We start from the raw sequence: 21417 nt of genomic DNA, 5'->3' as shown, positions 1-21417 counted from the left end.
GCTGGAGCGGGATGAGAACGGATGCGGGAAGCGGCCGGTCGAGCGTTGCGCCGAAGGCGCTTGCAGGCGGGTAACGACCGCGGAAATCAGCGGTCGTCACGGGAAGGTAAGGGTTTTCCTGATGGGAAAGCAGGCCGGGCGGCAGCGGCATGATCGGCCGCTGCTTCGTCCCGCCAGCGTGAATATCCGTTCAGCGGCCAGCCGCCGCGACCGACGCCTGCCATTGCGCGGCCACGCCGGCGTAATCCTTGACCTTGAAAGCCGAGCCGTCCTGGACATGGACCAAGCCAAGCGTCCGGTCGGCCAGCGGCTTGTCGTGCTCGTCCGTCGCGATCTTGACGATCGCATGCGCGCGAATATGCACGAGACCTTCCGGATAGTCGGACGACGGGTTCGCCAGCGTCACCGTCACGAACGGGCCGAGGTCATGCAGAAGTTGAGCGGCCGGCGGATGGTCGGCCATCAGCAAACTGCCGCCCTTGACGCGGTCGTCCACGCGAATGGCCATGCTGTCCGGCCGCCGCTGCGCGGCGCTCGGCAGCGACATCCAGAGCACATGATCCGGGTTCACATAAACGACATCGGGATCGCCCATGGCGTCGCGCGTTTCAATCCGGGGTATCGGCATGAGGGTCTCCAGTCGATCGTTGGGCACTTGGCACAGGTGCGTCGGCCCCATGATGATGCCGCAATATGTCGGCTTTCCACGTGCCTTGCGACGCGGGCCGGCGAACCTCGTCAGGTCCGCACCCGGAGATGGCGCGACCGCCCGTGACCGGTTGGCCTCGCCACGCGCACGTTATTGCCTCGTCGGTGCGCCGATTCCGTCGATGTCGGGTGCCCAGCCCGTCGGGTTGGAGAACTTCAGCGTGTTGGCGCTGCCCTGTTTGAACGCGCCCGTCACCGTCAGCGTCGATACGCTCCCCCACCCGCCGGTCGACGGGAACGCCACGGAGATCGGCGCTGCACCGTCGAAACTGAGCTGCGCGTTCCGCGGTGTCGAATCGCCGTTCACGTACGCGATCGCGACGCTGTACGTGCCGTCCGCCGCAACCGAGATGCCGTTGATCGTCAGCGTCCCGTTGCTGGTGCCGTCACCGTTCCCGATATAGCCGACGTCCTGTCTGCCGGAACAAGCGCCGCATGACGACACGCGGGCCGCACCGCCGAGCGTGTTGCCGGTGGCCTCTGCCTCATAGGCCAGCGGCGGCGGCGGCGGCACCTTCACCGGCCCGGCCACCACGGCGATCGACGTGATCGCGGGCGACGCAGTCGTGCCGTCGAGGCTCGACAAGGTCAACGTGTTCTGCCCGGACTGCAGGTTGACGAAGGCCGTCACCGTGCCGATCGCACTGCCCGTGGGCGGAAACGCGAGCGTCGTTCCGTTGCCGCCGTTCGCACCAAGCTGCGCCTTGACGGTTTCCGTTCCGGTGTTCTGGTAGGCGATCTGAATGTAGCCGCCTGCCGTTTGCGAGGTCACGTTATTGAACGTCACCGCACCCAACCCGATGACCTTCTTCCCGCTTGCGCAGGCAGGGCAGTCCGAATACGAGACGCCGCCCGTCAACGTGCCCGGCAGGTACGTCGTCGACGGAAGGTCCGTGCCGCCCAGCACCAGCATCACGGTGCCGCCGGCGGGCACGCTCGCGACCGTATAGGAACCGGTGGCCGTGCCGAGATTCTTGTGCGCCCAGATATCGCGGACGGTGGCCGAAGTACCCGCGGCGAAACCCAGTTGCTGCCACGTCACGGTCATGTCGCTTGCCGCCGTACCGTTGTTGAACAGCAGAACGGCGCGTTTCCCGGCACCGGCCAGCAGCTTCGCCCAGACCTGCCGCCCATTGGCATCCGCGACCTTCAATCCCTGCAGGCCCAGCATGTCCTGGTCGATTGCGATCAGTTCGGGATTGGTGAGCAAGCTCACCGTATCGCCCGAGAGTGTCTTCGACAGGTCGTTGCCGAGAATCATCGGCGCGCCGGCAACGGCCCACAGATTCACGTGTGCGAGGTCGTTCGCCGCCGTCATGCCCATGCCGGCCACCATCATGTCCGGATCGTTGTAGTAACCGGTATGCTGGCCTTCGGCATGATAGTTGCCGTTGAAGTTGCCCAGCACGGAGCCGAAGTTCGGGACACCGCTCCCCGGCCCGTAGATATCGCCCGTCGTCCGCCACGACGTTGCGATGCCGGCCGCCCAGTCCCACGGCCCGAGGCCGGCATCCGGATATCCGCTTTTGCCGAGCGTGCCCCAGTCGCACATGTTCAGCACCAGCAGTTTTCCGGTGGCGGCATAGGCTTTCTGAATCGCCTGCGATATCGCCGTATAGGCTTGCTGGGGATCGTATCCGGCCGCGCTGCCGCCACACCAGTCGACCTTGACGAAGTCGTAGCCCCATTGCGCGAACTGCAGGAAATCATGATCGTAGTGCGCGTAATCGCTGCCGACAAAATGCGTGCCGTTCGTGTTTCCGCAGCCCTGCGGACCCGAGTCGATATAGATGCCGGCCTTCAGCCCCTTGCCATGAATGTAATCGGCCATCACCTTCATCCCGCCCGGCCATTGGTTGGTGGGATTGCCGTTCATGTCGACGTTGATGATGAAGTTGCCGTTCGCATCGCGCTTTCTGGAGGTCCACCAGCCTTCGTCGATATTCACATACTGGTACTTGTTGCCCGTCGCGAGGTTCGCATTCAGTGCGGCCAGCCCGTCGGCCTGGGCCTTGATCGTATTGAAGCTGACGTTCTCCTCGAGGCTGTTCCACGACGACCAGCCCATCGGTGGCGGATTCACCGCGATCTGCTGCATTGCCGTCGGCGACGTACCCGTGGTTCCGCCGCCTCCGGTCGTTGGCGTCGTTCCGGTGGTCGACGTCGCCCCTGTCACCGACGTGCCCGTTGCCGGCGACGAACCGACATCGTCGCCGCCACATGCGGACAATCCTATCGCCGCAGCAACGAAGCACATCGTCAATATTCCTAAATTATTTCTGCCCTTCATCTCCGTCTCCCGGTTGTTGTGAATGGCGCACGCGGCTCGCTTCGCACGCGTACGCAGATTAATGACGTTTCTTTCCCTGTTTCAATCTTTGCAGCATGCGGTCAAATACTGGGAGATGACGGGTTTTCGAATCGGGAATGTTTTATCGTTAATAATTCAAATAATTGACAGAAACAACCCAATCTTTGGAGATGCGCGCGACGAAACGGAAATAATCCGGATGGCTATGCAGGTTTATGGCGAAACCGGAGGTTCACCCCGCTTCGCCACGACTTGATTTATCGCCGGGAAACACGGCGCCACCGCCTACCCTCGCCACGTTGCCTGCGCCAGCTTCGCCACGAGTTCGTCGTACACCACCCTGATACGACGGGGCATCGGGCCACGCCGCGGCCGATAGACGTGCAACTTCCACGGCTCGGGTTCGAGGCTCGACAGCAACCGCACCAGGCGCCCCTTCTTGATGGTCGGTCGGACGAGATACTCCGAGCACTGGCCGAATCCCAGCCCTGCGCACACGGCCTCGATCTCAGCCTCGGCGTCGTCGGTCAGATAGGCCGGCGACGCAGGCTTGAATTGCTGCTCCCCGCGAAAAATCCACGGCCACGCCCGACCGCTCGCGCGGTCGATCAGGCACGTCACCGGCATCGATTCGAGTGCCTTGAGGTTGTTCGGCTCACCGAGCCGTTTGATCAGCGACGGGGCGCCAACAACCCACATCGGCAACGGCCCGACCATTCGCGCGACAAAGCGGTTATCTCCGATCGCCCCGACCCGCACGCCGATATCGATCTGTTCGTCGACCACCGGCGAAGGCACATCCGACAGCCTCAGATCCGGCACGAGCCCCGGATACCGCTGCATGAGATCGGTCAGGATCGGCTGGACATAATGACGCCCCATGCCTGACGGTGCCGTGATCCTGACGACGCCGACCGGCTCGTCGACCTGAGCGTTCGCGGGCCCGAACAGCCCGTCGACGGCAGAAAGCGCCGCCTGCGCTTCAAGCGCAAACGACTGCCCGAAGGCGGTAATCCGGATACTGCGGGTCGTCCGATGGAACAGGGTTTCGCCCAGCATCTCCTCCAGTTCGCGTACCGCGCGCGTCACGACCTGCGGCGACACACCGAGCCGCGCGGCCGCCTCGCGGAACGTGGGCGCCGCGGCCGCCGCGGAAAAGATCTTCAGGATGTCGAGCCGGTTGAGCATGAGGAACCCTTTTGACGCTCGCGAAGAAGCGATTTTAATTCCCAAAACGGGAATTCTGAATGCGCCATTGTTCCATTTTTTTGCGACCGGCGAACGACCACAATGAACGTCAGACGTCGTTTCGACGTGAATGGTCAACCACTCTGGGGAATCTCATCATGAACGCAAGCACATATCCGGCTCAACTCGAGGACCGCATCGCACTGGTGACGGGTGCGAGTTCCGGCATTGGCCGCGCATCCGCGATCGAACTCGCGCGGCGCGGCGCGAAGGTCGTCGTTTCCGCACGGCGCAAGACCGAACTGGATCGACTGGTCGAGGAAATCACGGCCGCCGGCGGCGAAGCGAAGGCCTTCGCCGCGGACGTCGCGAATGAAGACGAGCTCCGCAAGCTCTTCGATTTCACGGTATCGACCTACGGACGCCTCGACATCGCGTTCAACAATGCCGGCACGGAAGGCGTGTTCGCACCGCTGCTCGAGCAGGATGCCGAACGGTTCGACATGGTGTTCGAACCGAACGTGCGCGGCGTGTTCAATTCGATGAAGTACGCGGCCGAAATCATGCTGCGCCAGGGCTCGGGCAGCATCATCAACAACGCGTCGATGGGCGGGCTCATCGGCTTCGAGAATGCGTCGGTCTATATCGCGAGCAAGCACGCGGTGATCGGGATGACGAAGACGGCTTCGATCGAGTGGTTCAAGCGAGGCGTCCGCGTCAACGCACTGTGCCCCGGGCTGATCGAAACGCCGTTCCATCATCGCGGCATCTGGCCGTCGGACGATGCACGGCAGGGCTTTGCCGCAGCGACACCGGCAGGACGGTGGGGGTCCGCCGAGGAAATGGCGACGATCGTCGCGTTCCTCGCATCGGACGATTCCAGCTATGTGTCGGGGCATGCGCTCGTGGCCGACGGCGGCTATTCGATTGCATGACACCTGAAGCGCGAACCTGAATTCCGTGGCGGCCCATCGTCGCGTAACCGGACCGACAGCGCGAAATGACTGCGCGCGGTCGGTTCGCGCATCCCGGTTCGCACGGGAAGCAAATGCATCGGGCCGCTGCCGCCTTCACTTCACTGCACGCCGGCGGTCGGTGTCGGCTCCGCCATCGCCCGCTTCGCGTGAAGACGCAACGCGAGCCACGCGATCCCGACCGCGAACGCGCCGACCACGCCGCCGAAGGTGCCGACCCACGGCAGCCCGAAGTCGCCCGCGATATGGTTGCCGAGCAGTGCGCCGGCACCGATGCCGACGTTGTACAGGCCCGAGAAGATCGACACGGCCAGGTCGGTCCCCTCCGGCGCCAGCTTCAGCACCCATGCCTGCATCGCGAGGCCGAAACAGACGATCGCCCCGCCCCAGACCAGCGTATGCACGGACAGCGTGACGATGTTCAGCGCGCACGGGAACAGGATCAGCAGGCATCCCGACAACGCAACGATCGACGCCAGCAGGAAATCGTCCGGCCGGTGCGGATAGACGCGATTGAAGCAGAGCGCGGCCGGCATGCCGGCGATGCCGAACAGGATCAGCACATACGTGATCCGGCTGCTGCTCGCGTGGTTCACGCTCTGGACGAAGGGCTCGATATACGTGTACGACGTGAAATGCGCGGACACGACGAGCACGGTGATCGCGTACAGTGCCACCAGCGCCGGCTTGCGCAGAAATACGCCGATGCTGCCGACGGATCCGGCGCCCTGGCTCGGGAGTTCCGGCAACGTCGCGCGCAGCAGCAGCAACGCGACGCCCGCCGCGCCCGCGATGATCAGGAACGTGACGCGCCAGCCGAACGCCTCGCCGATCACGCGCCCGAGCGGAATGCCGGCGACCATCGCGATCGACGTGCCCATCGCCAGCATGCCGAGCGCGCGGCTTTTCCGGTCGCTCGGCGCGAGCCGCACGGCGAGCGGGACGGAAATCGACCAGAACACCGCGTGCGCACACGCGATGCCCAGCCGGCCGACCATCAACACCGCGAAATTCCACGCGATACCGGTGACGATATGGCTGACGATGAACGCCACCAGCGCCCAGACCAGCAGCCTGCGGCGCTCGACATGGCGCGTGACCAGCGTCAGCGGCAGCGACACGACGGCGACGGCCCACGCATAGATCGTCAGCATCAGGCCGACGTCGGTCGGCTGCATGTGCAGGCTGTCGCCGATCGCGCTGAGCAGCGCGACGGGGACGAACTCGGTGGTATTGAAGATGAAGGCGGTGAGTGCCAGGGCCCATACGCCCCACCACGATTGACTGGAACTGACGGCGTCCGGTGTTGCCATACCTGGGATCGACGAGGGTTGGGGGCGCGTACGGCGCGGAAAAGTCCGGCCCGGCGCATCGCCGCGATTGTACCAGCGGCGCCTGACTCGTCGCGGCACGGCGCGGCACGTTGGGGCCACGGGACATCGCCATGACATGGCCGCTCGCCGATAATGTGTCGGCAGGATTTTCATCGACGATTCGCTCGAACCCTATCGAGCCAGGAGATTCACATGCGCATTGAAACGTCTTTTCTGTTCGATCTCGACGGCACGCTCGTCGACAGCGTCTATCAGCACGTGCTCGCGTGGAAGGAAGCGCTCGATGCCGAGGGCATCGAACTGTCGGTGTGGCGCATCCACCGCAAGATCGGGATGAGCGGCGGCCTGTTCCTGAACCAGCTGCTGCGCGAGACGGCGGGCGACATCGACGCCGAGCGCGTCGAACGGCTCGCCCGGCTGCATGCGGCCGCGTACCAGCGGCTGCGCGCGCAGGTTCGGCCGCTGCCGGGCGCGCGCGAGCTGCTGGCCGCGCTGTCGAGCGCGGGCATCCGCTGGGCGATCGCCACCAGCGGGCGGATGGAAACGGCCGCCATCAATCTCGAGGCGCTCGGCGTCGATCCGGCAAGGAACGTCGTCGTCACGCGCGACCAGGTGAAATATGCGAAACCGGACCCCGACCTGTTCCTGACCGCGGCCGCGCAACTGAACGTGCCGATCGAACACACGGTGGTCGTCGGCGACAGCATCTGGGACATGCTCGCCGCCAGCCGCTGCCGCGCGCTCGGCGTCGGGCTGCTGTCGGGCGGCTACGGCAGCGACGAACTGGAACGCGCGGGCGCGCTGCGCGTGTACGACGATCCGGCGGATCTGCTGTGGCATCTGGATGAAATTGCCGCGCGGCCGTAGCCCGTCCGCGTCGCCGGGGTCGCCTTCGCCGGATCGAAGCTCCCGCGCGCTTCACGCGGCCGGCACGGCGAACAGCATGCGGCCGGCCGGGTTCACGTTGATTTCGTAGCGGCTGCAGGCAAGGCCACGCGCGCGGCCGGGGTCGTACCGGCAGACGGCGCGGGTGCGCGGATCGTGCGTCGATGCGTCCCGGTCAATCGTCGTCGACGCGCTTGTCGATCAGATAACGGCCGCGCTCGACGCCCGCGCGCAATGCTTCGTTCTCGGTCAGCCATTCGGGGCCGGCGGCCGCCGGCTCGACCAGCTCGATGCGCTCGCCGCCGACATACACCTGCACCTCGTCGCGCCATGCGCCGCTATCGTTGCGCCGCGCCCATACGAGGATCTCGTGGCCGCGATACGGGTCTCGAACCTGTGCATCCTGTTGATGTTGCACGATGGCCTCCTGTGCTTATCTGCGATAACGATGCAAAAAATGCGCGCCGCCCGATCGCCGCGCGCGCCGGCCGCCCTGCTCGCACGCAGCGTGCCCGGCCGGCACGCGCCTTGCGCCCCCTTACGTCCCCTTGCGTCCCCATTGCGCGTCGAACCGCTACCGGTACGCGCCTGGGCGAAACGGAAGGAATGCACATCATGATCGGGCACCTCGAACGCGTCGGACGCCTGCTGCCGGCCGCGCTACCCGGCACTCGTGATGCTCGCGGCTCGAATGCCGCCTCATCGCGCAGCGTCAACCGCGCACGCCGCGCTCGTCGTCGAGCATGGCGATCTCACGCTCGGCACGCTGCACGATACACCCTGCGCGGGACGCGTGCGCGTGAAGCGGTTCATCGTCCAGCAGTCGGACGACGATCCGGACACCGACGACATCCCGGCCCCATTCTCGCGCACGAGCGGACCGGAATTTGCAACGCTCGGCAAGACGCTGCAAAACATCGCCGGCGTGCGGACCTGCCGCCCCGACACTTCGTCAAGGAGCTTCGTGTGACCCAGACCGACCTGCTCTCCTATCTCGTGACGAGCGAACTGGCCGCCCGCATGCGGTTCGGCGGATGGCTCACCATCAGCCAGCGCGTCGGTGCGCTGCGCGCGTGGCTCGCGTGCCATCACGCCGAATGCAGCTGGCACGACCGGATCAGGATCGCGAGCGCGGCCGCGACGATCGCGCAGGAGATCTACGAGATCGCGGTCGCGCACGGCCTTGAAAACGGCGAACGCGTGCGGCTCGACGCCCGTTCGCCGGAGCTGCGGGCGCTGCGCGCCCGCTGCGACGCGCTGCTGCAGCGCATCGACGGCGACCGGGACGTCGACGCACGATGATCGCGCCGGACCGCAGGAGCGTGCGGCTCGCCGCCATCGCAACGGCAGGCCCGGACGATGCAGCGGCCGCCGCGCTGCCGCCGGGCGACGCGTCGCGACACGGCCTGCTCGAACGCGGCCGCAACTGCGACGCGATTTGCCATGCGGACCGCTTCGCGACGCTCGTCGACGGCGATGCGTATTTCGCGACGCTGCGCGCGGCGTTGCTGCGGGCACGCCATACGGTATTCATCGTCGGCTGGGACGTCGACAGCCGGATGCGGCTTGCGCCGGGCGGCGCCGGCGATGGCGACGCCTTCCCCGACACGCTCGCTGCGTTCCTGCACGCGCTCGCCTCCGCGCGGCACAACCTGCGCATCTACGTGCTCGCGTGGGACTTCGCGATGATCTACGCGCTGGAGCGCGACTGGCCGCCCGTGTATCGCGCCGGCTGGCGCGCGCATCGCGGCATCCGCTTTCGGCTCGACGACACGCATCCGCGCGGCGCGTCGCATCATCAGAAACTCGTCGTGATCGACGACCGGCTCGCGTTCGTCGGCGGCCTCGACCTCACGCGCGCGCGCTGGGACACGCCCGCGCATGCGGCCGGCGACCCGCGCCGCCGCGACGAGCACGGGATGCCGTACGCGCCGTTCCACGACGTGCAGGCGATGTTCGACGGCGACGCGGCCGCCGCGATCGGCGAGCAGGCGCGCACGCGCTGGCTGCACGCGTGCGGGCGGCCGATCGCGATCCGCGCGCAGCGGCATCTCGACCGGCCGGACGACGATCCGTGGCCGCCCGATGCGCGCGTCGACGTGCGCGACGTGCGGCTCGGCATCGCGTATACGGCGCCGCGCCACGGCGGCCGCGAGCCGGTGCTGCAAGTGCGCGCGCTCGTCGGCGACGCGATCCGCGCCGCGCGCCGGCACCTGTACGTCGAGAACCAGTATTTCACCGCGGCGGTCGTGCGCGAGACGCTGTCCGCGCGCCTCGCCGACGCGCACGGGCCGGACGTGACGGTCGTCGCGCCGCGCGTGCAGAGCGGCTGGCTGCAGGAAGCGACGATGGGCGTGCTGCGCGCGCGGCTGCACGCGACGCTCGCGGCGGCCGACCGCTTCGGCCGCTACCGGCTGCTGTATCCGCATGTCGACGGGCTCGGCGACGCGTGCGTGAACGTGCACAGCAAGCTTGCGATCGTCGACGACGAATGCCTGGTCATCGGCAGCGCGAACCTGAACAATCGCTCGATGCTGCTCGACACCGAATGCTGCATCGCGCTCGTCGCGGCCGGCGACGCGCGCATCCGCGCCGCAGTCGCCGGCACGCGCGAGCGGCTGCTGGCCGAGCATCTCGGCATGACACCCGCCGCGGTTGCCGCCGCATTCGCCTGCGCCGACCGGCCGAACGCCGTGCTCGACCGGCTGCGCGCGAAGCATGGCCGCACGCTGCGCACGCTCGATCCGGCCGTCGCACCGCAACTCGACGCGCTCGTGCCGGTCAGCACGCGGCTCGATCCCGAGCAGCCGATCGAACCCGACCGATTCGTCCGCGAATTCGTGCCGCGCGAACAGCATCGCTCGCTGAGCACGCGCTTCTTCGTGCTCGGCGCGATCGTGCTCGCCATCACCGCGTTGGCGCTCGTGTGGCGCTTCTCGCCGCTGGGCGCGCGGCTGAATGTCGCTTCGCTGTCGCACGCGGCGGCCGGCATCGCGCAGTGGCCGGCCGCGCCCGCGCTGCTGCTCGCTGGCTATGTGGTCGCGGCGACGTTCGCGGTGCCGATCACGCTGCTGATCGCCGCGACCGGGCTCGTGTTCGGCGCGTGGCCCGGTTTCGCGTATGCGGGCCTCGGCTCGATGGCGGCCGCCGCCGCGACCTACGGGCTCGGCCGCTGGCTCGGGCGCGACGCGGTGCGCCGGCTGGCCGGCGCGCGCGCGAACCGGCTCAGCGAGCAGATCGGCCGGCGCGGCGTGGTCGCGATGGCCGTGCTGCGGCTGCTGCCGATCGCGCCGTTCGCGGTCGTGAACCTCGTCGCCGGCGCGTCGCACATCGGCCTGCGCGACTTCCTGGTCGGCACCGCGATCGGGATGCTGCCCGGCATCGCGCTGACGGTTACGTTCGCGCATCAGTTGACCGCCGCGCTCAGCCATCCGCGGCCGGGTGCGTTCGCGTGGCTCGCGGCGATCGGCGTCGCGCTGGTCGGCGTGTCGGTGCTGCTCGTCGGGGTGCTGCGACGATGGCGCTGAGCCGGCACGCGGCGCCGCCGCCCGAAATCGTCACCGCCGACGGGCCGCCGGCCGCGGCGCCGGGCGGGCGCGACCTGCGGATCGCGACGTACAACATCCGCGGCGGCTACGGCGTGTGGCCGGCGCGCGCGGCCGACCGGATCGCGGCCGTGATCGACGAACTCGACGCGGACGTGATCGCGCTGCAGGAAGTGCCGCTCGGCGGCACGCGTGCGCCGGACGTGCTCGCGCATCTGCGCGACGCGACCGGCATGCATGCGGCGGCCGGCCCGACGATCGACACGCCGGAGCGCCGCTACGGCAACGCGGTGCTGTCGCGCTGCCCGATCCGCGCGGCGCGCACGCTCGACCTGTCGTTCCATCAGCGCGAGCCGCGCGGCGCGCTGGATGCCGACATCGACTGCGGCGCGGGCACGATCCGCGTGGTCGCGACCCATCTCGGCCTGTCGGCGAGCGAGCGCAGCGCGCAGGTGCAACGGCTGCTCGCCGCGTTCGACACCGGCGCGATGCCGGTGATCCTGCTCGGCGACATCAACGAATGGTTCGTGCGCGGCCGCGCGCTGCAGGCGCTCGTCACGCGGTTCCGGCGCGCGCCCGCGCCGCGCACGTTCCCGACGCTGTATCCGGTGTTCTCGCTGGACCGGATCTGGATCCACCCGGGCGAACTGCTGATCGACGTGATCGTGCATCGCAGCATGCGCGCGCGGCACGCATCCGACCACTACCCGCTCGTCGCGCGGATGCGCGCGACGGCCGCCGCGACGGGAACGTCGATTGCGCGTTGAAACCTTTTCGGTCCAGCGGAGCTTGCCCATGCGAACCGACGCACTCGGCGGAAAGGATCTCGACTACTGGTGCGCACGTGCGTTGTGCGCAGATGACGAAGACACGCTGCGTTTCACGTCCGTCGCGCCGGCGGTCGTCGTGACGGCCGCCTGCGACGCATTGAGGCGCCTCGACGCGCCGTTCGCGCCGTCGGCGTCGTGGGCCGACGCGGGCGCCGTGCTCGATCGCGTCGACGACCTGCGGATCGCACACCACGGCGACAGCGTCGAATGCGACGCGACCTTCATCGACGGCCCGTCCGCCTGCGGCGCGCGTGGCGCCAACGCACGCGTGGCGCTGCTGCGCGCATTCGTGCGCGCGCGCTTCGGCGATGAGGTCGACGCGCCGCCGCCGTTCGCGCACCGGATCGAACACGGCGCCATGGCGCGCTACGACCCCGGCATGCCGCTTCCCGAAACGGACGACGATCGCGCCGCGGGCGACAGCACGGATATCCGCTCCATCCCGCGCATGTAAGTGCAAGCGGCAGTACAGCGGTCATGTAAAAACGACAGCCCGCCGGCGCCGGCATCCCGCCTGACCATTGCCGCGCCGGACTCCGCGCGGCAGGCACACGCGTTGCGGCAACCCGGCGTTATCGACCGCCGCCGCCCGCACGCTCCGCGCCATGGACTCCACGCCGACCTTCGCTCCGCATATCTATTTCTGCGACGCCCGCCTCGTCGGGCCGCTCGACGCGTGGGGGCAGACCTGCGCGCATATCGCGGGAATGGGCTTCGATCACGTGCTGGTCGGCGCGTTCTGGGCCGCGAGCGTCGCCGGCTTCCCGCGCCACGTGGCCGATTTCCATCGCCCGGCCCACACGTTCGCGACGCGCGCGAGCGCGCTCGAAACGTTCTCGCGGCTCGCGCAGCTCGCGCACGGCCACGGGCTGCGCATGCTGCTCGAAGTCGTGCCGGACCGCATCGCGCGCGAAAACCCGCTGCGCGCCGCGCATCCGGACTGGTACGTCGAGCGCACGCACGACGATGCGCTGATCGACCCGCGCGGCACCGCGCACGCGCTGGATGTCGTGCACGCGAACCTCGGCGACGATGCGGTGCGCGACGCGCTGTCCGCGTGGTGGTGCGCGCACCTCGCCGCCTTTGCGGACGCGGGCGCGGCCGGCTTCCTGGTCGACGCGCCGCATCATCTGCCGGCGGACTGGTGGCCCGGCTGGCGCGCGGCGCTGCGCCGCGCGCGCCCGGACGCCGCGGTGCTCGCCGGCGTGCCCGGCCATGCACGCGACGCGCTCGCGCAGCTCGAAGCGGCCGGGTTCGATGCGGTGTTCTCGTCGGTGCGCTGGTGGGATCTCCACGCACCGTGGTTCGTCGACGAACACCGGCTGCTGCGGCGCATCGGCTCGCCGATCGCGTTTCCCGATGCGTTCGACGGCCCGCGCCTCGCCGACGACTGGCCCGACGCACCGGACGACACCGTCGCACGCGCATATCGCCGCGCGCTGTGGACGGCCGCGGCCGTCGGCACCGGCTGGCTCGCGCCGATGGGCTTCGAGCGCGGCGTCACGCTGCCGCTGATGTCGCGCGACGCGGATGCCGATCGCTACCGCACCGCGTTCGAGCGCGCGCGCTTCGACCTGTCGGGTGCGATCGCCGATGCGAACGCGTGGCGTCGCGCGTCGCCCGTGGCGGCCGCACGCGGCGAGATCGCGCAGCTGAGCGCGCCCGGCGCAACCGCGACGGTGCTGCTGCGCGGCACAGGGCCGTCGCTCGAACACGACGAAGCGGCACTGCTGATCGCGTTGAATCCCGATCTCGACACGGCGACAACCGTCGATCCCGCCGCGATCCTGCCCGGCGTGCCGGGCAGCTTCACGCGCGTCGCGACGCGGGACGGCGCGCCAACCCACCCGCCTGCCGCGCTCGAAGCCTTCACGCTCGGGCCCGGCGCGCACGCGCTGCTGGATGCCCGGCGCGCCCCGCCCGTCACGACGCGCGCCGACGCCGCGCGCGAACGCACGGTGCTGTCGGCCGCGCTCGCGGCCGACCGGATCGCGATCGAGCGCGTCGAGCCGTCGGTCGACGGCGGCCGCTTCGCGGTCAAGCGTGTGATCGGCGAACCGCTCGTCGTGCATGCATCGATCTTCTCCGACGGGCACGCGCATCTCGCGGCCGCGCTCCAGTGGCGCGCGGATGGCGAAGACGACTGGCGTGAAGTGCCGTTCGAAGCCGAGCCGAACGACCGCTGGCACGCGCACATCATGCTCGACCGGGTCGGCCGCCACGCATTTCGCGTGATCGCGTGGCGCGACGACTGGGCGTCGCTCGCCGACGACGTCGCGAAGAAACACGCGGCCGGCCAGGACGTGACGCTCGAACTGCGCGAAGCCCAGCTGCTGCTCGCGACCGCGCTCAAGCTCGCCGATCCGGCCGATGCACGCGCGGTCCCGCACATGGAACGCCTCGTCGCCGAGTTCAGGGACGCGCCGGCCGACGGCCGGCTCGCGCTGCTCGGCGCGCCGCCGCTGGCCGACGCGTTCGCCGCACTGCGCTACCGGCCGTTCGTCACGCACGACGAGACCGTGTATCCGGTCGACGTCGAGCGGCGCGCGGCGCGCTTCTCGAGCTGGTACGAGATGTTCCCGCGCTCGGCGAGCGACGATCCGCATCGGCACGGCACGTTCGACGACGTGATCGCGCAATTGCCGCGCATTCACGACCTGGGTTTCGACGTGCTGTATTTCCCGCCGATCCACCCGATCGGCACCACCGCGCGCAAGGGCCGCAACAACAGCCTGAAAGCCGCCCCCGACGACGTCGGCAGCCCATACGCGATCGGCTCGCCCGACGGCGGCCACACGGCCGTGCATTCGCAGCTCGGCACGCTCGAATCGTTCCGCGCGCTGGTCGAAACCGCGCGCGTTCACGGGCTCGAGATCGCGCTGGATTTCGCGATCCAGTGCTCGCCCGACCACCCGTGGCTGGCCGCGCATCCGGGCTGGTTCGCGTGGCGGCCCGACGGCTCGCTGCGCTTCGCAGAAAACCCGCCGAAGCGCTACCAGGACATCGTGAACCCCGATTTCTACGCGCCGGATGCACTGCCCGGCCTGTGGCTCGCGCTGCGCGACGCGGTGCAGTTCTGGGTCGACGCGGGCGTGCGGATCTTCCGCGTCGACAATCCGCACACCAAGCCACTGCCGTTCTGGGCGTGGATGATCGACGACGTCCGCGGCCGGCATCCGGACGTCGTGTTCCTGTCCGAAGCGTTCACGCGGCCGGCGATGATGTACCGGCTCGCGAAGGTCGGCTTCTCGCAGTCGTACACGTACTTCACGTGGCGCGAGACGAAACGCGAGTTCATCGACTACCTGACCGAGCTGACGGCCGGGCCCGCGCGCGAATTCTTCCGGCCGAACTTCTTCGTCAACACGCCCGACATCAACCCGCGCCATCTGCAGAACGCGCCGCGCACGCAGTTCGTGATCCGCGCGGCGCTCGCGGCGACGCTGGCCGGTTCATGGGGCATGTACTCGGGTTTCGAGCTCGGCGAATCGGCGCCGCTGCCGGACAGCGAGGAATACGCGAACGCGGAGAAGTACGAGCTGCGCGCGCGCGACTGGAGCCGTGCCGCGCACATCGGCGCCGAAATCGCGCGGCTGAACCGCGCACGGCGCGATCACCCGGCGCTGCAGACGCATCTCGGCCTGACGTTCGCCGACGCGGACAACGACGCCGTGCTCGTGTTCGTCAAGGCGACGCCGGCGTTCGACAGCGTCGTCGTCGTCGCGATCAGCCTCGACCCGTGGCATCCGCAGGCCGCGAACTTCACGCTCGACGCAGCGCTGTGGCGCGGCTTCGGGCTCGCCGACGGCGAACCGCTCGACGCGCTCGAACTGGATGCCGCACACGCGCAGACGTGGCGCGGCCATCGCCAGTACGTGTCGCTCGATCCGCACGTGCGGCCGTATGCGATCTGGCGGCTCGCGCCGTCTCCGGGCGCCGCGCGGGCGGCCGCGCCCGGACCGGACGACGCCCGACGATCTTCGGGAGCCCACGGATGATGAAACGCGAAGATTCCCTCGACGACGTGCGCCGCGCGCAGTTCCCGTCGCTCGCGCCGGCCGGCACGCCGCGCCGGCGCCGCGCGCGCCGCCGCGCGCCCGCGCTCTGTGCGGACGATCCGCTGTGGTACAAGGACGCGATCATCTACCAGGTGCACGTGAAGTCGTTCTACGACTCGAACAACGACGGCATCGGCGATTTCCCCGGCCTGATCGCGAAGCTCGACTACATCGCCGAACTCGGCGTCGACACGATCTGGCTGCTGCCGTTCTACCCGTCGCCGCGCCGCGACGACGGCTACGACATCGCCGACTACCGCGACGTGCATCCCGACTACGGCACGCTCGCCGACGTGCGGCGCTTCATCCGCGAAGCGCATGCGCGCGGCATCCGCGTGATCACCGAACTGGTGATCAACCACACGTCGGACCAGCATCCGTGGTTCCAGCGCGCGCGGCGCGCGAAGCCGGGCTCGATGCATCGCGACTACTACGTGTGGTCCGACACCGACACGAAATACGCGGGCACGCGGATCATCTTCCTCGATACCGAAACATCGAACTGGACGCACGACCCGATCGCCGGCCAGTACTACTGGCACCGCTTCTATTCGCACCAGCCGGACCTGAACTTCGACAACCCGGCCGTCGTGCGCGAGGTGATCCAGGTGATGCGCTTCTGGCTCGATCTCGGCATCGACGGGCTGCGGCTCGACGCGGTGCCCTATCTCGTCGAGCGCGAAGGCACGAACAACGAGAACCTGCCGGAAACGCACGCGATCCTGAAACGGATCCGCGCGACGATCGACGCCGAGTACCCGAACCGGATGCTGCTCGCGGAAGCGAACCAGTGGCCGGAAGACGTGCAGGAATATTTCGGCGACGAGAACGAATGCCACATGGCGTTCCACTTCCCGCTGATGCCGCGCATCTACATGTCGATCGCGAGCGAGGACCGCTTCCCGATCGTCGACATTATGCGGCAGACGCCCGCGCTCGCGCCGAGCAACCAGTGGGCCGTGTTCCTGCGCAACCACGACGAGCTGACGCTCGAGATGGTGACCGATTCGGAGCGCGACCTGCTGTGGCAGACCTATGCGAGCGACCGGCGCGCGCGGCTGAACCTCGGCATCCGGCGCCGGCTCGCGCCGCTGATGGAGCGCGACCGGCGCCGCATCGAGCTGATCAACTCGCTGCTGCTGTCGATGCCCGGCACGCCCGTGATCTACTACGGCGACGAGATCGGGATGGGCGACAACATCCACCTCGGCGACCGCGACGGCGTGCGCACGCCGATGCAGTGGTCGTCGGACCGCAACGGCGGCTTCTCGCGCGCCGACCCCGAACTGCTGGTGCTGCCACCGGTGATGGGCTCGCTGTACGGCTATGACGCGATCAACGTCGAGGCGCAGACGCGCGACCCGCATTCGCTGCTGAACTGGACGCGCCGCATCCTGTCGACGCGCCGTGCGACACAGGCGTTCGGGCGCGGCACGATCCGTTTCCTGCGCCCGGAGAACCGCAAGGTGCTCGCGTACCTGCGCGAGCTGGACGGCAGCGATCCGGTGCTGTGCGTCGCGAACCTGTCGCGCGCGTCGCAGGCGGTCGAGCTCGACCTGTCGGAATTCGCGGGCCGCGTGCCGATCGAGATGACGTCGGATTCGCCGTTTCCGCCGATCGGCCAGCTCCCGTATCTCCTCACCTTTCCGCCGTACGGGTTCCTGTGGTTCGAGCTGTCCGGGCACGGCCGCGAGCCGTCGTGGCGGCAGCCGCATGCGGAGCCGCTACCCGAATACGTGACGCTCGTGATGCGGCGCGGCGACGCGCGGCCGGACGTCGGGCAGCTGCACGCGCTCGCGCACGATGCGCTCGCGTCGTGGCTCTCGCGGCGGCGCTGGTTCGCGTCGAAGGATCGCGCGATCGGCGATGCATGGTTGAACGTCGTCACGCCGGTGCCGGGCGAAGCGTTCCAGTATGCGGAGGCGTGGGTCAGCGCCAGCGACGGCGGCGTCGAGCGCTATATCGTGCCGCTCGCGACGGCCTGGGGCGGCGAGACGTCCCAGCCGCTGTTCGCGCAGCTCGCGCTCGCGCGCGTGCGGCGCGGCCATACGGTCGGCTACCTGACCGATGCGTTCGCGCTGCCGTCGTTCGCGCGCGGGATGCTGCGCAAGCTGCGCGACGGCGCAACGGTGCCGACCTCCGACGGCGGCCGGCTCGCGTTCCTGCCGGAGAGCGCGCTCGCCGCGCTCGATCCCGGCGACGACGCCGAAGTGCGCTGGCTCGCGGCCGAGCAAAGCAACAGCTCGCTCGTGATCGGCGACGCGATCGTGCTGAAGCTGGTGCGCAAGGTCGCGCACGGTGTGCATCCGGAAGCGGAAATGAGCCGGCACCTGACGCGCATCGGCTATGCAAACACCGCGACGCTCGCGGGCGAGGTCGTGCACGTCGATCCGGACGGCACGCCGCACACGGTCGCGATCCTGCAGCGCTACGTCGACAACCAGGGCGATGCGTGGACGCGTTCGTTCGACTTCGTGCGGCGCGCGGTCGACGAGCTCGCGCTGCCGGCCGCCGACGAAGACGAAGCGGCCGAGGAGGACGAGGAACCCGAGGCGCTGGTCGGCTATGCGGCGTTCGCGGGCATCGTCGGCACGCGGCTCGGCCAGTTGCACGTCGCGCTCGCGCAGCCGTCCGACGATCCCGCGTTCGCGCCGGAACGCGCGACACCCGATCACGTCGACGGCTGGTGCGCGGACGCGATCGCGTCGTTCGAACGCGCGCTCGACGTGCTGCGCACGCGGCTCGATGCGCTCGATGCGCTCGATCCCGCGATGCGCGCATCGGCCGATGCGCTGCTCGCGTCGCGCGACGCCGCCGTGCGCGCGCTCGGGGAACTCGTGCCGCGCACGCTCGACGCGCAATGCACGCGGATTCACGGCGATTTCCACCTCGGCCAGGTGCTCGACGTGCAGGGCGATGCGCTGCTGATCGACTTCGAAGGCGAACCGGCGCGCCCGCTCGAACGGCGCCGCGCGAAATCGCATCCGCTGCGCGACGTGGCCGGCTTCCTGCGCTCGCTGTCGTATGTGAGCGCGACCGCGCAATTCGCGGTCGAAAAAGCGCCGCCGCAGGCGGCCGGCCGCAAGCGCGCGCTGTTCGACCGCTTCGGGCAGGCCGCCGCCGACCGCTTCGTCGAATGCTATCGCGCGGCCGCCGCGCTCGCGCCCGTACGCTTCGTCGACCCGCGTTATGCCGATCGCCTGCTCGCGCTGTTCCTGATCGACAAGGCGTCGTACGAGCTGTGCTACGAAGCCGCGAACCGGCCCGACTGGCTGAGCGTGCCGGTCGGCGGGCTCGCGGCGCTCGTCGAGCGCCTGCTCGACGACGGCAGCGCGCCCGAACCCGGAGGAACGCGATGACCGACACGCTGTTCGAACAGGCCGACATCGACGCGCTGCTCGCCGGCCGCCATCCCGATCCGTTCGCGTGTCTCGGCCCGCACGGGCAGGCCGACCGGATCGTCGTGCGCGCGCTGCTGCCCGGCGCCGAGCGCGTGCGCGCGCTGTCGCCGGACGGCGACGAACTCGGCGCGCTCGCGTGCGTCGACCGCGCCGGCTGCTTCGCCGGCACGATCGCGCACGACGGCGGGGTTCCCCATTACCTGCTCGCGATCGACTGGCCGAACGCGCGGCAAGTGACCGACGACGCGTATGCGTTCGGCACGCTGCTCGACGACGACGCGCTCGCGCGCTTCGCGGCCGGCGATCCGGCCGCCGTGCTCGACTGCCTGGGCGCGACGCCCGTGCGCATCGACGACACCGATGGCGTGCGCTTCGCGGTATGGGCGCCGAACGCGCAGCGCGTGTCGGTGGTCGGCGATTTCAACGGTTGGGACGGCCGCCGCCATCCGATGCGGCTGCGGCGGCCGTCGGGCGTATGGGAGCTGTTCGTGCCGGGCATCGGCGCGGGCGAGCGCTACAAGTACGAGCTGCGCGCGGCCGACGGGCGCGTGCTGCCGCACAAGGCCGATCCGTGCGCGCGCGCGACGGAGGCGCCGCCGCGCACGGCGTCCGTCGTCGCCGATGGCGCGGCGCTCGACGCGTTCGCGTGGCACGACGACGGCTGGATGCACGCGCGGCCGCGCGCCGACCGCTACCGCGTGCCGTGGTCGATCTACGAGGTGCATCCGGAATCGTGGCAGCGCGTGCCCGAGGAGATGGACCGCAGCGCGACGTGGGACGAGCTTGCCGAGCGGCTGATTCCGTACGTGCACGGGATGGGCTTCACGCACGTCGAGTTCATGCCGATCGCCGAATACCCGTTCGGCGGCTCGTGGGGCTATCAGCCGCTCGCGCAGTTCGCGCCGTCCGCGCGCTTCGGGCCGGTCGACGGCTTCGCGCGGTTCGTCGACCGCGCGCATGCGGCCGGCATCGGCGTGATCGTCGACTGGGTGCCCGCGCATTTCCCCGACGATCCGCACGGTCTCGCGCAGTTCGACGGCACCGCGCTGTACGAGCATGCCGACCCGCGCGAAGGGCTGCATCCCGACTGGCACACGTGCGTGTTCAACGTCGGGCGCACCGAGGTCGGCGCGTTCCTCGTCGCGTCGGCGCTCGGGTGGGCGCGCCGCTATCACGTCGACGGCATCCGCGTCGACGCGGTCGCGTCGATGCTGTACCGCGACTATTCGCGCAACGAAGGCGAATGGGTGCCGAACGTGCACGGCGGGCGCGAGAACCTCGAATCGGTCGCGTTCCTGCGCATGCTGAACGACACGCTGCACGGTGCGGCCGCGCCGCCCGGCGTCGTCACCGTCGCGGAGGAATCGACCGCATGGCCCGGCGTCACGGCGCCGACCGTCAATGGCGGGCTCGGCTTCGACTTCAAGTGGAACATGGGATGGATGCACGACACGCTCGCGTATCTGCGCGAGGACCCGATCCACCGCCGCTATCACCACGACCGGATGACGTTCGGGCTGATCTATGCGTTTTCCGAGCGCTTCGTGCTGCCGCTGTCGCACGACGAGGTCGTGCACGGCAAGGGCTCGCTCGTCGCGAAGATGCCGGGCGACGCGTGGCAGCGGCTCGCGACGCTGCGCGCGTACTTCGGCTTCATGTGGGCGCATCCCGGCAAGAAGCTGCTGTTCATGGGCAGCGAGTTCGCGCAATGGGCCGAATTCGCGCACGACTCGACGCCGCACTGGGATCTGCTCGACGCGCCCGCGCATCGCGGCGTGCAGCGGCTCGTGCGCGACCTGAACCGCGCGTATGCGGCCGAACCCGCGCTGCATTCGCTCGACTGCTACGCAGCCGGCTTCGCCTGGCTGATCGGCGACGACCGCGACAACAGCGTGTTCGCGTTCGTGCGCCGCGACGATGCGGGGCACCTGGTGGTCGCGGTCTGCAACTTCACGCCGGTGCCGCGCACCGGCTACCGCGTCGGGCTGCCGGCGCCCGGCCAATGGCGCGAACGGATGAACACCGACGCCGCATCGTACGGCGGCACCAATGCCGGCAACGACGGCGCCGTGTGGGCCGAGGCCGTGCCCGCGCACGGCGAGGCGTGGTCGGCGACGCTGCGCCTGCCGCCGCTCGCGACGCTGTGGCTGAGCCCCGCCTGATTCCCCGCCCTTTCGACACGG

15 protein-coding genes and 1 pseudogene are annotated in these 21417 nt (G+C 69.2%); 11 read left to right on the top strand and 5 right to left on the bottom strand.

What is annotated here, in order from left to right:
• Nucleotides 1–190: 190 nt before the first annotated feature.
• Complete coding sequence (locus AC3WLY_RS08820; RefSeq protein WP_492309038.1) at nt 191–679, bottom strand: hypothetical protein; 489 nt, start codon at nt 677–679, stop codon at nt 191–193.
• Between the two features lie 120 nt (nt 680–799).
• Nucleotides 800–2791: an alpha-galactosidase gene (locus AC3WLY_RS08815; RefSeq protein ID WP_492309039.1), complete on the bottom strand. Its 1992-nt coding sequence runs from the start codon at nt 2789–2791 to the stop codon at nt 800–802.
• A gap of 70 nt (nt 2792–2861) precedes the next feature.
• Between AC3WLY_RS08815 and AC3WLY_RS08810 the strand changes: the two genes are divergently transcribed.
• The gene (locus tag AC3WLY_RS08810) at nt 2862–3020 is read left to right on the top strand and encodes a hypothetical protein (protein WP_208457421.1); all 159 of its coding nucleotides are present in this window, start codon (nt 2862–2864) and stop codon (nt 3018–3020) included.
• Between the two features lie 284 nt (nt 3021–3304).
• On the opposite strand, the gene AC3WLY_RS08805 is transcribed toward AC3WLY_RS08810, so the two are convergent.
• Nucleotides 3305–4207: a LysR family transcriptional regulator gene (locus AC3WLY_RS08805; protein ID WP_492310378.1), complete on the bottom strand. Its 903-nt coding sequence runs from the start codon at nt 4205–4207 to the stop codon at nt 3305–3307.
• A gap of 158 nt (nt 4208–4365) precedes the next feature.
• Between AC3WLY_RS08805 and AC3WLY_RS08800 the strand changes: the two genes are divergently transcribed.
• Nucleotides 4366–5142 carry an SDR family NAD(P)-dependent oxidoreductase gene (locus AC3WLY_RS08800; RefSeq protein WP_492310342.1) on the top strand — a complete coding sequence of 259 codons (777 nt, stop codon included), beginning with the start codon at nt 4366–4368 and terminating at the stop codon, nt 5140–5142.
• A gap of 140 nt (nt 5143–5282) precedes the next feature.
• Here AC3WLY_RS08800 and AC3WLY_RS08795 read toward each other — a convergent pair whose 3' ends face one another.
• Nucleotides 5283–6494: a sugar transporter gene (locus AC3WLY_RS08795; protein ID WP_425132103.1), complete on the bottom strand. Its 1212-nt coding sequence runs from the start codon at nt 6492–6494 to the stop codon at nt 5283–5285.
• Nucleotides 6495–6707: 213 nt separating this feature from the next.
• Between AC3WLY_RS08795 and AC3WLY_RS08790 the strand changes: the two genes are divergently transcribed.
• Complete coding sequence (locus AC3WLY_RS08790; protein ID WP_072437872.1) at nt 6708–7382, top strand: HAD family hydrolase; 675 nt, start codon at nt 6708–6710, stop codon at nt 7380–7382.
• 193 nt (nt 7383–7575) lie between these two features.
• Here the strand turns inward: AC3WLY_RS08790 and AC3WLY_RS08785 are convergent, their stop codons facing one another.
• Complete coding sequence (locus AC3WLY_RS08785) at nt 7576–7818, bottom strand: DUF6566 family protein (protein WP_034184441.1); 243 nt, start codon at nt 7816–7818, stop codon at nt 7576–7578.
• A 268-nt stretch (nt 7819–8086) separates the two neighbouring features.
• On the opposite strand from AC3WLY_RS08785, the pseudogene AC3WLY_RS08780 reads away from it, so the two are divergent.
• The 8 genes and pseudogenes from AC3WLY_RS08780 to glgB all read left to right on the top strand — a co-directional run.
• Nucleotides 8087–8370 (top strand): annotated as a pseudogene (locus tag AC3WLY_RS08780) (MgtC/SapB family protein); the annotation flags it as partial.
• A complete protein-coding gene (locus AC3WLY_RS08775) occupies nt 8367–8702 on the top strand; it encodes a hypothetical protein (protein ID WP_492310343.1) in 336 nt (111 codons plus the stop codon). The pseudogene AC3WLY_RS08780 and the gene AC3WLY_RS08775, both read left to right, overlap by 4 nt.
• Nucleotides 8699–10927 (top strand): VTT domain-containing protein, encoded by a 2229-nt coding sequence (locus AC3WLY_RS08770; protein WP_492310344.1) that lies wholly within the window; start codon nt 8699–8701, stop codon nt 10925–10927. Before AC3WLY_RS08775 ends, AC3WLY_RS08770 begins: the two co-directional genes overlap by 4 nt.
• Nucleotides 10918–11712, top strand: a complete 795-nt coding sequence (locus tag AC3WLY_RS08765; protein WP_492310345.1) for an endonuclease/exonuclease/phosphatase family protein — start codon at nt 10918–10920, stop codon at nt 11710–11712. The genes AC3WLY_RS08770 and AC3WLY_RS08765 overlap by 10 nt, the downstream gene beginning before the upstream one ends.
• Before the next feature lie 28 nt (nt 11713–11740).
• On the top strand, nt 11741–12229 hold the full coding sequence (locus AC3WLY_RS08760; RefSeq protein ID WP_175961738.1) for a phage protein NinX family protein: 489 nt from the start codon (nt 11741–11743) through the stop codon (nt 12227–12229).
• A 151-nt stretch (nt 12230–12380) separates the two neighbouring features.
• Nucleotides 12381–15773, top strand: coding sequence for a maltotransferase domain-containing protein (locus tag AC3WLY_RS08755; protein WP_492310346.1), 3393 nt, complete (start codon nt 12381–12383; stop codon nt 15771–15773).
• Nucleotides 15773–19192: a maltose alpha-D-glucosyltransferase gene (gene treS / locus AC3WLY_RS08750; RefSeq protein WP_492310379.1), complete on the top strand. Its 3420-nt coding sequence runs from the start codon at nt 15773–15775 to the stop codon at nt 19190–19192. The genes AC3WLY_RS08755 and treS overlap by 1 nt, the downstream gene beginning before the upstream one ends.
• The gene (gene glgB / locus AC3WLY_RS08745) at nt 19189–21396 is read left to right on the top strand and encodes a 1,4-alpha-glucan branching protein GlgB (protein WP_492332661.1); all 2208 of its coding nucleotides are present in this window, start codon (nt 19189–19191) and stop codon (nt 21394–21396) included. The genes treS and glgB overlap by 4 nt, the downstream gene beginning before the upstream one ends.
• The last annotated feature ends 21 nt before the right edge of the window (nt 21397–21417 follow it).

The organism is Burkholderia sp. FW306-1C-G01B, from assembly GCF_058781685.1.
The sequence above is the reverse complement of the archived record's forward strand: the minus strand, read 5'-3'. Positions and strand labels throughout refer to the sequence as shown.